Source organism: Rhodococcus sp. FW305-130, from assembly GCF_058788335.1.
In genome coordinates this window covers 170,104-183,439 of record NZ_JBYTAP010000010.1, presented here as the reverse complement: position 1 = coordinate 183,439, position 13,336 = coordinate 170,104, and the positions used below count along the sequence as shown (strand labels likewise).

Sequence of the window (13,336 nt, the reverse complement as noted above, 5' to 3'; positions counted from 1 at the left end):
TCCGCGGTGAGACAGGCCGGGGTGGACTTGAGGGAAGGAAAGGAGTCCATGCCCAGTCGAAGACGCCCTCCAATCATGGCCGGCACTATCGATAGCAATGAAGCGAGTCCTCGCTGCGCTCGACGCGGGTGTCTGCGGTCGAAACAAAGTGTCCCGCATACCGTCAAGCTGTTAGTGAGGCTTGAATGGTTCGTCCACAAAAGTGCCGGTTTACCCGGCCTGTCCGTACGTGACCCAGACAGGGTGAGGTCGCAGATTTGAGCAAGATATGCGACTACCCCGATCGGGTGGTGACCGACCTCACACTTTCATAGAGGCTGTGTCGTAGGGACAGGGTGGTGGCGATGCCACTTCTGATTACCACATCATGGTTTGCTCTCGATTCTGGCCGAGCCTGAACATCACGCATCGACCTCTACGTCGATCAGGCGTTGATAGGACCGAGGGCCCCTCGACGACTACCGTGGGAGCACCGCATGAAAATTTGCACCTTGGTTGGAAACCCTAAGGCAGGCTCGCGCACTCGAGCTGCCGCGGAAGCGCTTGCAATGCGTCTGGCTGGTCCTTCCGACACCGTCGATGTCATCGACTTGGCTGAATACACGAGCGAGATCTTCGCTTGGCCGTCCGAAAAGATGAACACACTGGCCACGCGGGTGGCCGGCAGCGCGATCCTCATCGTTGCGTCACCAACGTACAAAGCGACCTATACTGGACTGCTGAAAAGCTTCCTGGATCGCTACTCTGCCTCCGATCTGGCGAATGTTCGCGCTATCCCTGTGATGACAGGCGCCGATCGGGGCCACAGAATGGCGCCTGATGTCAATCTTCGGCCGCTCCTCGTTGAGCTGGGCGCTAGCGTGCCGACCGAGAGCCTCTATATCGAGACGCCGAAGATTGACACACTCGACGAGTTGCTGTCCGCGTGGGTACACCGGAACGCGTCGATGCTCCCTCTCGACGCTGCAGTGCGCGCGGAGGTGGTGGCACGATGACCATCGACCAAACCGTGAAGTCCGAGTGTGGCCTGGGTGTCCACTCAATGGCACCGGCCTTGGCTGGATCGAGCGAAGTACGCGATGTATTTCGTCGGTATGCCGCGTCAGTTGGCGCTTTGTGCGCGATGGTGGACGGCGAGCCGGTGGGCATCGTCGCGACATCCCTTGCCGTCGGGATTTCCTATAGCCCGCCGATAATTACGTTTTCGATTCGCAAGGCGTCCACAACCTGGCCAAAGTTGCGCCAGGCTTCTCATATCGGTGTATCTGTACTTGCTGAGAATCAGGGCGGTGTCTGTCGGCAAATCTCGGGGCCGTCAGCGGAGCGATTCAGGGGATTCGGATTGCATGAGTCTCCTGAGGGCGCGGTGTTCGTGAAGGGTGCCATGACGTGGATCCTCTGCACCGTTGTCAATGAGATCGACTGCGGCGACCATGCCATCGTCGTTTTGAAGTTGATCGAAGTGGGTCTCGATCGGGAGGCTGCCCCACTTATCTATCTGGATGGGCAGTTTCACCGAGTGGGAATGAACACTTCCACATAGCGTCGACGCTGTCGCGATCCTCCATGGTTTCGATAGTTCAATCCACGGACTAGACCTCGAGGATCCACGGCGCGAACTGCAGATCAACGGGGGACGGGCCACGTCCGCCGCGACAAACAAGGAGTACCGATGCCCAGAGCAAATCGGGTCGTGGGTGCGGCGACACAAGCTGGCACTCCGATCGACGAACTGTCAGCGGTCGACGCGGTCCGACCCGCGATTGAGGCCTTGACCGATGGCCGGATGGTGATTGTCATCGATGCCGATGACCGCGAGAACGAGGGCGACCTCGTCCTTGCGGCGGAGTTTGCGACGGCTGAGCAAGTGGCGTTTGTGGTGAGGCACACTACAGGTATTCTATGTGCCCCGATGTCGGCGGCTAGAGTTGAACAACTGCGCTTGCCTCAGATGGTGGCGGAGAATACCGACTCGCACGAGACGGCGTTTACGGTCACAGTTGATCATGTTGCAAGTGGTACTGGTGTCTCGGCGGAGAGTCGCGCGATTACTTTCCGTGCACTCGCGGACCCGCATACGCAACCTGATGAACTCCGACGTCCAGGGCATGTGTTTCCGCTGCAAGCTCGTGCCGGCGGCACTCTGGTGAGACCGGGACATACCGAGGCGGCGGTCGATTTGCTCACGCTGGCGGGGCGAGAACAGGTTGGACTTATCGGCGAGATTGTGGATGACAGCGGCGCAATGCTGCGCGGTGAAGCGCTACGCATATTTGCAGCCCGGCATGAACTGCCGATGATCACAATTGCCGACCTGATCCGATACCGTCTCAGCACGGAAGTGCACGTCCAAAAGGTGGCCACTTCGACGCTACCGACGGTGTTCGGTGAGTTTCGTGCCATAGCTTTCCGCTCGACGCTTGACGGTCTCGAGCACCTAGCTCTGACCATGGGCGACGTGGTGGCATCGGGATCCTCAAAGTCCGGGGCCTTGGTTCGGGTGCACAGCGAATGCCTCACGGGTGACATTCTGGCGTCCTTGCGATGCGACTGCGGGCATCAGCTGGAGCAGGCGCTGCAGGCTGTCGCGGCGGAGGGCAATGGAGCAGTCATTTACCTTCGAGGACACGAAGGACGCGGAATCGGCCTTGGCAACAAGATTCGGGCGTATGCACTCCAGGATGATGGCCTCGACACCGTCGATGCCAACACCGCACAGGGCCTTCCCATCGATGCACGCAATTTCGACGCCGCCGCCCAGATACTTACTGTCATGGGCGTCGAACGTGTGCGCTTGATAACCAATAACCCAGTCAAGAGTTTGAGCCTCTCTGACCGCGGATTGACAGTGGTCGAGCAACTCGTGTTGCCTACTGCCGAGAATCCTCACAACCGGCGGTACTTACGGACGAAGCGGGACAGAATGGGACATTCCGTTTCCGCTGCGATTTGAGCGCCGGACTTTCGACCGGAGTTTTCCACATCCATTTTCGTGAAGGATTCATAGAGAAATGAGACCCGTGTCCATCCGTTTCCAAGGCATCACGGCGAAAATGGTCGAGTTGACCGACGAAGAAATCTTTGCCGCTCACGTCGGTGGCAAGCTCTCGGTCGAGACCACCGCGCCGCTCGATACGCAGCGGGCCCTCTCGATCGCCTACACGCCGGGTGTTGCTCAGGTGAGCCGCGCCATCGCTGCAGACGAAACCCTTACCGATCGATACACGTGGACCAACCGACTCGTCGTCGTGGTCAGCGACGGCACCGCGGTTCTCGGACTCGGCGACATCGGCCCTCGCGCGTCGCTGCCCGTCATGGAGGGCAAGTCGGCGCTGTTCAAGAACTTTGCCGGACTGAACTCCATTCCGCTGGTTCTCGACACCAAGGATCCCGACGAGATCGTCGAGACGCTCATCCGTCTGCGTCCGAGCTTCGGCGCGGTCAACCTCGAGGACATTTCGGCGCCGCGTTGCTTCGAGATCGAGAAGCGCGTCATCGAAGCTCTCGACTGCCCCGTCATGCACGACGATCAGCACGGAACCGCCATCGTGGTCCTCGCGGCACTCAAGGGCGCCGTGAAGGTCCAGAGCCGCGACATCACCACACTCAAGGTCGTCATCTCCGGCGCCGGCGCTGCGGGTGTTGCCTGCGCGAACATCCTGCTCGCCGCCGGAATCAGCGACGTCATCGTGCTGGATTCGAAGGGCATCATCTCGGGTGAGCGCAGCGACCTCAACGACGTGAAGGCAGAACTCGCGGCCCGCACCAATCCCCGCGACCTGCACGGTGGTGCCATCGAGGCTCTCGAAGGTGCCGACGTGTTCCTCGGTGTCTCGGCGGGCAAGATCCCCGAGGAGCTCATCGCTTCGATGGCTCCCGAGTCGATCGTGTTCGCGCTCTCCAACCCGGACCCGGAGATTCACCCCGAAACCGCGTCGAAGTACGCGGCGATCGTGGCTACGGGTCGCAGTGATTTCCCGAACCAGATCAACAATGTTCTCGCCTTCCCCGGTGTGTTCAAGGGCGCGCTCGACGCCGGCGCCCGTCGCATCACCGAAGGTATGAAGCTCGCTGCCGCCGAGGCAATCCTGTCGGTGGTCGGCGACGAGTTGGCGGCGGACAAAATCGTCCCCAGCCCACTCGACCCTCGCGTGGCACCCGCAGTAGCGGAAGCCGTCGCGGCCGCAGCGCATGCTGAGGGCGTGACCAGCTAAGAGGGACTACGAAAGCCCCGATCGGAACCCGCACACAAGGTTCCGATCGGGGCTTTTTCGTGTGTACCGATCTACAGACGAGTGAGATCGGGTGTTCGGCGCAGCCTGCCGGTCCCGGGAACCGATGCCCAGACCACCAGCGACTCTTCACTCCGTCCCTCTCCCATGGGGTTTGTCAGAGAAGAACATCCATTCAACGCGAGAGTGACAACTGGCACCCTCGTGTTGCCACCCCTGCACTTCACGAGTGTCCCTCAGCTGCAATTTTGTACACATCATTTTCCGCACGCGGAGCACCATTTCGTAACCAAGATCTGTTCAGGCGACGCGTTCCCCCGTGTCGTTGTGTCTTCTTATGACAGCAACACCAAATATGACCGCAAGCCGGTGTAGACCGGGCGGCTGGTGTAGCTACACGAGGCCAAGCGATCGCGCCTTCGCGACCGCTTCGCGTCGGCTGCTCACGCTGAGCTTGCGATAGATACTGCGTAGGTGAGCTTTGAGTGTGTTGACCGATATGAAGAGTGACGCACTGAGCTCCGGAAGAGAGTCCAGACTGTCGAGCGAGCGCAACACCTCGAGTTCTCGTTCGGTAGGCAGTTCATCGAGCGAGTCTGTCAATGCAGATAGTTTCGAAACTTCGGGTCGCAATGTATCGAACGCATGTAAGACCTGTTTGACGAATACACGGTCGAGGTGAGAATGGCGTGCTGCTGACTCGAGTAAATGCTCGGCGGGCCGGCCGAATTGCAGGAATGGCTGGACGAAGGACTCGGGTGCTGCGAGAGACACTGCAGCACAGATCGAGCTGAGAGCACCGTTCTGGTCCGAGGTGCGCTCCCGGAGGACAGCGAGTAGAACCAATGCCTCAACGTGTTGGTCGATGAACCCTTTGCCCGTCCGGGTTGCTCGCGTGAGAAGGTCGATCGCTGATTCGAGGTCGCCTGTATCGGCGAGTACTTCCGCGCGCACAGTGCTCAAATGAATGGAACCAGCGGCATCTTCAGGGTGTACAGCCAACGCACAGAGGGCACCGTCGAGATCACCTATGTTTGCCATCGAACGGATTTGTCCACCAACGATGTAGTCCCTGAAGACATACGGAGTGTGCATTCGCGCTACTACCTGGGCCGCCTCGTCGAGTAGTTCCAGCGCGTCCCGCCGCCGTCCTCGGATCCCGGTAATCATGCCGCGCACCAACAGGATCGTTGCGCGGACGGCGGCATCATGTCTTCGAACTTCCACTTCAGCGACGTCGAGATGGTTGACCGCGAGATCGAGATTCCCGCGCATATAGGCCGCCCAACTCAACGCGTGCCGCAGGGGGGCAGTAGCTGCTGTGAACTCCCAGTTGTTTCGACGAGCGAGTGCCACCGCTGTTGCGGCCTCGGCCAGTGCCTCAGTGAGTCGATTTTGGGCGGTCAAAACTAGGACGAGGTGGCCGAGACAGCCCAGCTGGACATAGGTACGACCACTACCGGTGGCTTCCGACAAGGCTTCACGCAGGTGTGCTTCGGCGTCGCCTCGTCGTCCGGCCCAGTATTCAGTCATACCGAGCTGTTGCAGGGCGAGCGCCCGCAGGTCTGAGGCCTCACCCGCGTTAACCACGTCGCGAGACCTGGACAGGTTAATGAGTTGCTGCGCCGAACTTTTCGCTCCAGCAAGGTCTCCGACCAATCGGGAACGCTCGAGATCGAGGACGAGCTCTGACAATGCAGGCAAGGTGTCGGACTTCAGCAAAGTTGCATCTGTTTCGGAGGCGTCGATCGGTTGAGGAAAGAGTGAGGGTGTGTGCGATAAGCGAGAGCTTCCGCTCGCACAGGGCAATCGATCCCAGCGCCAACCAAATTCTGGATCGGGGGTGGCATCACCTAGCGCTAGCGCTATCGCAGTACGGACGTGGCCCAGAAGTGACTCGGCGAGGATTTCGGGCGGTAGACGGTCGATTAGCTCACGTAGCTGGACTAGTTTTCCGTCGATGTACATTCCGAGCCAGGTGCCTACGAGGATGTCGGTAGCCGAGTCCCATTGCTCCGCGCGCAGTGCATGTTCGGCGGCTTCCACCGGCATTTTGTGCGCTATTAGCCAGGTCATCGCGGTGGTGTGCAAGTGGTTTACCGTTTCACGGCCCAGATGGTCCAACCGACTTTGAAGAAGCTCAGAGAGCATCGGGTGGTATCGGAACCAGATCGGCCGAGGACTGTCCGCCGTTGTGAAGACATTGTGTCGCGCCATCCATTTCAACAGTTCCATACCGTCCTGGCGGCCACTGAGCTCAGATGCCAGTCCCCCTGTCAATCGTTCACATACAGACGTTCGGAGCAGGAAATCCTCGATGTCTGTGGGAAGGTGGGAGAGCACCTCCGTCATGAGGTAATCCGCGACATCGATGTGATCGCCTCCGAATTGCTTGAGTAGGTCATCGGGTGACAATCCATCGTCGAGGGAGAGCGCGGCGAGACGCAAACCGGCTGACCAGCCCTCGGTACGATCTCTCAGGGCAGCCACAACCTGTTCGGGGACGTCGACTCCGGAGTTCATCAGCATTTCGGCCGACTCAGATGTTGTGAAGGCGAGTTCTTTGCCCGAGATGGCGAAGACTTTCTGCTCAACGCGCAGTTTCGCCAAGGGCAGGGCTGGAAGATACTGACCGCTCAGGAAGACGCGAATTCCTGGCGGCAGCATATGCACTAGTGAAGCAAGTTGCGACTCGACGACTGTGCCCTCAAGGAGGTGAACGTCGTCAATGACGAGAATCAGGGGTGCGGCGAGACCGACCAGCGCCTCGCGGACCGGTCCGATGGTGTCAACTGGGGCTTCCGTGTCGGAAATCGTCTGTCGCACATGCGATATTGCTGTCATCAATGCCGGCCAGAAGATCCTCGGGTCGGTATCTGATCTGTCGACGCTTAGCCAAGCGGCGTCCAAGGAAGAATGCCGTGAGCGGATCCACGAAACGAGAAGCTGGGTCTTTCCCCAACCGGCCGGGCCGGTCACAGTTACCAGTGGATAGGCCAGAGAGTTGTCCAGGAGGCGAAACAGGCGTGGGCGCTCGACAACGCCGTCGGGGAGGCCGGGTGCAGTCGTCCGGTTTGCGACCCATCTCAGGGCCTCGACATCGATTGCTGATGCCTGAACGTCCGGTTCCATGTGGGCCGCATCCTCTCCCTCAATTGTCGAGTACGTAGACTATCGCCCCCTGAATGCATCTTCGAAGCCAACTCATCTGGAAATGCGTATGTTGACCTGTTTGATCTGCGTAAATCCTTCAATCATCCCTTCGAGCGATACTTCCCGGCCGAGTCCACTTTGCTTGAAGCCACCGTAGGACTGACCGACCACCTGTCCACCGCTCTGGTTGATCTGGACCCATCCAGCCTCGATTCTACTTGCGGCGCCCAGGGCGCGATCGATGTTTTTGCACCACAAATAGGCCGCCAGCCCGTAATTGCTGTCGTTGGCCATCGCAAGGACCTCCTCGTCCTCCTCCCACGGCACCACCACCATCACTGGTCCGAAGATCTCTTCGCGGGCGAGCCGCCAGGTATTGTTGCCACTGAAGATTGTCGGTGCGTGGTAAAAACCGCCAAGTCCGGTTGGCAGAGTTTCGGCACCGTCATAGACGAGTGAGGTACCGGGCGTTGAGCGCCCCTCCCGGATATAGGACGATACGCGTTGGTGCTGTTTCGCGTTGATCAGGCAACCCATGTCAGTGGCTTCGTCGAGAGGATCGCCAATCCGAAGTTGCTTGACCTTGCGGACGACACCCTCGAGTACCTCGTCGTAAATTGAACGATGCAGGAAGAGACGCGAGCCGGCCGTGCAACTTTGGCCTTGACGGGTGAAACGCATTGCGGTGACGATGCCTTCGATCGTTGCCTCTGATACGGCGTCGGGCCAGACGATGTTGGGGTTTTTACCGCCCAGTTCGAGGGACGCCGGGACCATCCGTGCGGCAGCGGCCCTGCTAACATCTAGCCCCACCGCGGTCGAGCCTGTGAAAGAGACTTTATCGACGCCGGGGTGGCGGACAAGATGCGCTCCGCACTCGTCCCCCAATCCGGTGATCACGTTCAAGACCCCATCGGGCAAGAACGGTGCGCACAATTCGGCCAACCGCAGAACTGCGAGTGGAGCGTCTTCGGCTGCCTTGACCACCAACGTGTTACCGGCAGCGAGTGCGGCCGGAATCTTCATGCCGGCAATCATTAGCGGTGAATTCCAGGGCAGTATCGCCCCCACGATGCCAAGTGGTTGACGCACCGAGTACTGGAGCTGACCCTCACCGGAAGGTAGAACCACTCCCTTTACCTCACCAGCCACACCACCGAAATATCGGAATAGATCGGCAAGGACCTGGCATTCGGGACGTGCTTGCGTGCGCAAGGCGTTGCCTGTGTCGACAGCGGTCAGGCGCGCCAGTTCTTCCTTATGCTCTTCCACCGAATCCGCGATCGCCAACAGCCGGCGCTGGCGTTCGGCGAAGTGGAGAGCACGCCATGCAGGAAACGCCTGACGCGCTGCCGTGACCGCCCGGTCTACGTCAACGGCACCTCCGCGCGGAATTCGTGCGAGCAGAATCTCCGGCTGGGAGGGCGAGTAAACCTTGATCCACTGCTCGTCGGCGGCCCCGACAGGAAGTCCGGCGACGTGCATCGGCCAATCTCGTGCCCCCGAGGTTTCGATCCATGGCGGCTGAACGATGGTCACAGGTTCCTCCAATGTGGTGTTGAATCGGTGTGCAGGGTCGTAATGTGTTGCGCCGGGCATGGTTCCGGGGAGATCCGAAAGCTATAGAGGGCCCCGGCCACACAAGTCATCGCGGGCAGGACCTTCTACTTCAGTAGATTGCGTAGACCTTGCGGACCGTCTCAACTACATCCCAACGTCCGCTCCACCCCTTGGGCATGAGGATGTAATCTCCGGCGGAAATCCGGCGAGTGATACCCGTCGAGTCGTCTGTTACGTCCACGGCGCCGGCAAGGAGGTAGCTGGCTTCGGTGTCTACCCGGTTCGGGATGGCCCATCCGCCGGGTTCGCATTCCCAGATGCCGACATTGCCGCGGCCCAGGGTATCCAGCAAGCGCAGTGCCACTTGCGGATCTCCTCTGTCGGCACCTGCACGCCGCCCCTTCGGTTCTAGATCGCCCCGGACTTCCTCGGATGGAACGAGGACCAGTGACGGCAGATCTGTCTGGCTGTTCTTATCGTTCATGTGACGTCTCCTTTCTCAGGTGTTTCGGCTTTTCGGGCGGATCAGTGTCTCGGGGCACGTTCGTGCGCCCATGAAACGGGTTACCGCGCTTCAGATCTCGACAAAGTCGAGAGTCTGCCATTCCGAGACCTCCGGAATCCAGCGCCGGTTTACGTACTCGACATGTGCCGCGCTCGCGTCGTAGGTGTCGAGTTCTTCCTGAGAGTCGAATTGCATCGAGATCTGGAAATCGAAGGGCCCCTTGCTGCTTACCTGTCGATTGACTTTGAATCTCTGAACGCTCGGCATATCGGCAATGCTGCGAAGAGATTCGATGAAGTTCCGTTCCTCGGCGGAATCCGCAAGGTGTTTGAGACTGAAACTGACTGTGTGTTCGATCATGAATGACCTCTTCTTCGGTTGGATTTTTGCCGTATGAGGGCGGAAGTCAATCTTCCTGAGCGCCCTGACAAGGGGCATTGGGTGGGGTAGCGCGTCACACAGTGAAAGGCGATTGGTAGTTGATGTCCACAGTTTCGCCTGCGATCAGTCGCTGCACAGTCTCGGACGGGAGTACCTTGCCGAAGGTATTGTCGATCAATGACAAACTTGCTTCATGCGAAGGCTTGTTGAAAGCCGCTACGGATTCTGCGGGGACGATCACGTCGTAATCGCCTTGGTAAGCGTCCCTGGCCGTGCCTTCAACACAGTGCGTCGTGACTAGTCCGGTGATAATCACGGTGCGGGTGTCCAACATGCGCAACAGCGTGTCGAGTCGAGTATCGAAGAACGCACTGAACCGGTGCTTCTGGATGATCTCAGCAGAAGTATCAGTCAGGTCCCTCACCTCGTCTGCAAAATCTGCTTCCCACGAGCCTTTCAGTGCGCTGGGTCCGTGTTCCCAGCGGAAGCTATGGGGGACTACCTGATGACGAGTCCACTTGGCATCGTTCGGATAGTGAATGTGCTGGGTCCAAATATCTGGCATTCCCTGCTCTCGACCGGCCTCGACCAGGTTCCGGATGTAGGGGATGGTAGAAATCATCGACTCCCGATCACCGCCCGTTCGCGCGACTAGACCTGCGGGATGGGTGAAACTGTTTTGGATGTCTATAGCAAGGACAACCGTGCGAGCAGCATCCAGGGTTAGAGGTGCAGTCTTGGGCATGATCGTCACTGTCCCATTCCTGCCGACGTGGTGGTGGTGGTGGAGAACTGGATGCCGAGACGCTCCATCTCCGGCTTTACCTCCAGATCCATCCGCCGCAGGCCCTCCATGTAATCCGGGAACGTCAGCAGTAGTGCGTCGATCTGACCGTCCAACGCGATCTTGGCTAGCTTCTCGGCCACCGTCTTTGGGCTTCCGTAGACAGGTAAAGCTGCGTAGAAAACGTCGTTCTTCGCCTGTTCGAGGAGTGCCTGCGCCATCTTCCCATCCGAATCCTCGGCGTAGACTTGCGTGAGGTTCTGCCAACCCGCAACGTCTACTCCGTCCCTGTAGTACTGAACTTCAGCCTCAGCCGCTTCGTCGGTGTCAGCGATGATGATGACGAGGACTGTTGCTGTTTCGTTGAGCTTTCCTACTCGACTCGAAACGGCCTTCGACTGCAACGCCACTGCTGTGAGGTCGCCAAAGTTCTTCCCGGCGAGGAAGTTCATGTCTGCGTTCTTTGCGGTGAAATCCATGCCGCGTTCCGACATGCCTGCGCAGACCAAGAGCGGCCTCGGCTTCTGGATTGGTTTCGGGCTGCATTGGCAGTCCTCAAGTTGCCAGTAATTGCCCTTGTAGGTGACGCGCTCCTCGGTCCACGCAAGGTTGACGATGTCGAGCCACTCCTGGAGTCGATCGTACCGTGTGGTCGCATAGTCGTCCGGGAGAATCCCCATCTGCGCGAACTCACCGAAATACGTTCCACTGACAAGGTTTACGCCGAATCGTCCGTCGCTGATGTCATCGATCGTCGCCACCATCTTCGCTGCAACCACCGGATGCAAGTAGAGAGGCACCATTGATGCAATGATCTTGATCCGGCTGGTAACTGCCGCGATTGCGCTCATTTCGGTCACTGGTTCCAGGGTGTGGTTCCAGTGCTGTGTCTCGCCGTCGAAACCGCGCCACTTCACTGCCGAGAACAGGAAGTCGAAGCCGATCGACTCTGCATACCTTCCGATACGTTGGTTCATCTCCCAATTCGGCATGAACTGTGGAGCGTTCTTGGAGATGATCCAGCCATTGTTGAAGACGGGCATGAAGACGCCGAGTTGGACGGTATGGGACATGGGTTCGCATCCTTTTCTGAGCCATCGCGGCTCGTCATGAAATCGGAGGTGGCAGGCCGTGTTCGGTTCTTCAAGTAGAGACTTGGTGTGCCGAATTGAACTCCACCGGAAGCAATTTGACGGGATTCGCCCAACCGGTGGTTCTTGCCGATATCAAGCAAGGGAGCGGAAACGGAGCGATGCCAGTCTGTTGAACTGGTAGGCGGGTGCGTTGATGTGACGGTGCATTCGGAGTTGGTAGCTATCTTGCTGTGCTCTACTTCACACTGCGCCACCTCGGGTGGGTGGTTTGGAACCGCGATTCTGGTCACCCGTATCACCCAATTGAGGTGATACGCATTGCGTCGCGGTTTGTGCATGATGTGGTGCGTGCGCTGTCCTCGCCGCCGCGCGCCTTGTGACGGGCTCAATGACGGATTCGGCGTCTACAAGAGCCACAGCCTCTGGCAAGTATTGCCAATGACGGAACGGAAAAGTGTAGTGCCTATTCCTCTCGAAGGTGTTCGCGTCGTGGACTTCACGCAAGCCCTGTCCGGCCCATACTGCACATTGTTGCTTGCAGACTTGGGTGCTGATGTGATCAAGGTGGAGCGCACCGGAAGTGGCGATGATTCCCGGCGTTGGGGGCCACCCTTCGTTGGCGACACCTCCGCTTATTTTCTATCGGTAAACAGGAACAAACGCAGCATCGAACTTGACTTGAAGAGTGAACATGATCAGAAACTCGCAGTCGATCTGATCGACTCAGCCGACGTTGTCGTGGAGAATTGGCGTCCGGGAACCGCAGACCGCTTGGGGCTTGGCCAAGAGCAGATGCGAACGATGAACCCGGGTCTGGTGTACTGCTCGATTTCAGGATTCGGGGATAAGTCTGAACGCCCCGGGTATGACCAGGTTGTTCAAGGAACATCCGGATGGATGAGCATTACCGGAACGCAGAGCGGGGGACCAACCAAGAGCGGTATCCCCATCGCGGACATAGCATCCGGAATGTTCGCCTCGCAGGCAATCCTCGCCTCGTTGGTGCGCCGGGCGGGAACCCACAAAGGATGCTATATCGACCTTGCGATGCAGGACTCACTTGTCTCGATGCTCACATACCAAGCCGGGGCTTTCTTCGCGACTGGACAGAGCCCAAGAAGAAACGGAAATCAGCACACGACGCTTGCGCCATACGGCACATTCAACACCGCGAACGGCCAGATAAATATATCGGTTGGGAATGATCGGCAATGGGAGCACCTCTGCGAAGCAATCGGCATGCCTGACTTGGCCACTGACGCGCGTTTTGCGAGCAACGGTAGTCGCGTCGTAAACGTCGATGAACTTCGTGGAGCCCTCGAATCGAAATTGATGTCCATGGAAACGGAGGAGGTGCTTGTCGCCGCCGGCCTTGCCGGCGTTCCCGCAGGAGCAATTCGGAGCCTCGCGGAAGTATTGACTGACACGGACTTACGCAACCGCGGAATGATTTTAACATCTCGCCATCCAAGGTTCGGAGAACTGAATTATCCTGGCTCGCCGTGGCATATCGACGGAGTGTCCTCAACGGCCCGAATGGCGCCGCCTGACTTAGGACAGCACACCGAGGAGGTGATCGAGGAACTGCGCCAGCTCCGGATTTCCACATAGCGATCCCGATCACGGT

11 protein-coding genes are annotated in these 13,336 nt (G+C 58.7%); 5 read left to right on the top strand and 6 right to left on the bottom strand.

From position 1 onward, the window contains the following. The first annotated feature begins 476 nt into the window (after positions 1 to 476). From AC3WQS_RS27620 to AC3WQS_RS27605, 4 genes are all read left to right on the top strand, one after another. Positions 477 to 995 carry an NADPH-dependent FMN reductase gene (locus tag AC3WQS_RS27620; protein ID WP_070797662.1) on the top strand — a complete coding sequence of 173 codons (519 nt, stop codon included), beginning with the start codon at positions 477 to 479 and terminating at the stop codon, positions 993 to 995. Continuing rightward, positions 992 to 1,543 carry a flavin reductase family protein gene (locus tag AC3WQS_RS27615; protein WP_078377589.1) on the top strand — a complete coding sequence of 184 codons (552 nt, stop codon included), beginning with the start codon at positions 992 to 994 and terminating at the stop codon, positions 1,541 to 1,543. Before AC3WQS_RS27620 ends, AC3WQS_RS27615 begins: the two co-directional genes overlap by 4 nt. A gap of 129 nt (positions 1,544 to 1,672) precedes the next feature. Then, positions 1,673 to 2,953, top strand: coding sequence for a bifunctional 3,4-dihydroxy-2-butanone-4-phosphate synthase/GTP cyclohydrolase II (locus tag AC3WQS_RS27610; protein WP_078377590.1), 1,281 nt, complete (start codon positions 1,673 to 1,675; stop codon positions 2,951 to 2,953). A 58-nt stretch (positions 2,954 to 3,011) separates the two neighbouring features. Next, positions 3,012 to 4,214 carry an NAD(P)-dependent malic enzyme gene (locus tag AC3WQS_RS27605; RefSeq protein WP_492713165.1) on the top strand — a complete coding sequence of 401 codons (1,203 nt, stop codon included), beginning with the start codon at positions 3,012 to 3,014 and terminating at the stop codon, positions 4,212 to 4,214. A gap of 411 nt (positions 4,215 to 4,625) precedes the next feature. On the opposite strand, the gene AC3WQS_RS27600 is transcribed toward AC3WQS_RS27605, so the two are convergent. From AC3WQS_RS27600 to AC3WQS_RS27575, 6 genes are all read right to left on the bottom strand, one after another. Next, entirely contained in the window at positions 4,626 to 7,364 is a 2,739-nt protein-coding gene (locus AC3WQS_RS27600; RefSeq protein WP_070797394.1) for a winged helix-turn-helix domain-containing protein, read from the bottom strand. Positions 7,365 to 7,436: 72 nt separating this feature from the next. Continuing rightward, positions 7,437 to 8,924, bottom strand: a complete 1,488-nt coding sequence (locus AC3WQS_RS27595; RefSeq protein ID WP_492713166.1) for an aldehyde dehydrogenase family protein — start codon at positions 8,922 to 8,924, stop codon at positions 7,437 to 7,439. A 130-nt stretch (positions 8,925 to 9,054) separates the two neighbouring features. After that, positions 9,055 to 9,429, bottom strand: coding sequence for a cupin domain-containing protein (locus tag AC3WQS_RS27590; protein ID WP_228118164.1), 375 nt, complete (start codon positions 9,427 to 9,429; stop codon positions 9,055 to 9,057). A gap of 90 nt (positions 9,430 to 9,519) precedes the next feature. Further along, a complete protein-coding gene (locus tag AC3WQS_RS27585) occupies positions 9,520 to 9,810 on the bottom strand; it encodes a Dabb family protein (RefSeq protein ID WP_070797393.1) in 291 nt (96 codons plus the stop codon). A 94-nt stretch (positions 9,811 to 9,904) separates the two neighbouring features. Beyond that, entirely contained in the window at positions 9,905 to 10,576 is a 672-nt protein-coding gene (locus AC3WQS_RS27580) for a cysteine hydrolase family protein (RefSeq protein WP_492713167.1), read from the bottom strand. A 5-nt stretch (positions 10,577 to 10,581) separates the two neighbouring features. After that, positions 10,582 to 11,688, bottom strand: a complete 1,107-nt coding sequence (locus AC3WQS_RS27575) for an LLM class flavin-dependent oxidoreductase (protein ID WP_492713168.1) — start codon at positions 11,686 to 11,688, stop codon at positions 10,582 to 10,584. Positions 11,689 to 12,045: 357 nt separating this feature from the next. Here AC3WQS_RS27575 and AC3WQS_RS27570 point away from each other — a divergent pair, with 357 nt between their 5' ends. Beyond that, a complete protein-coding gene (locus AC3WQS_RS27570) occupies positions 12,046 to 13,320 on the top strand; it encodes a CaiB/BaiF CoA transferase family protein (RefSeq protein ID WP_322742299.1) in 1,275 nt (424 codons plus the stop codon). The last annotated feature ends 16 nt before the right edge of the window (positions 13,321 to 13,336 follow it).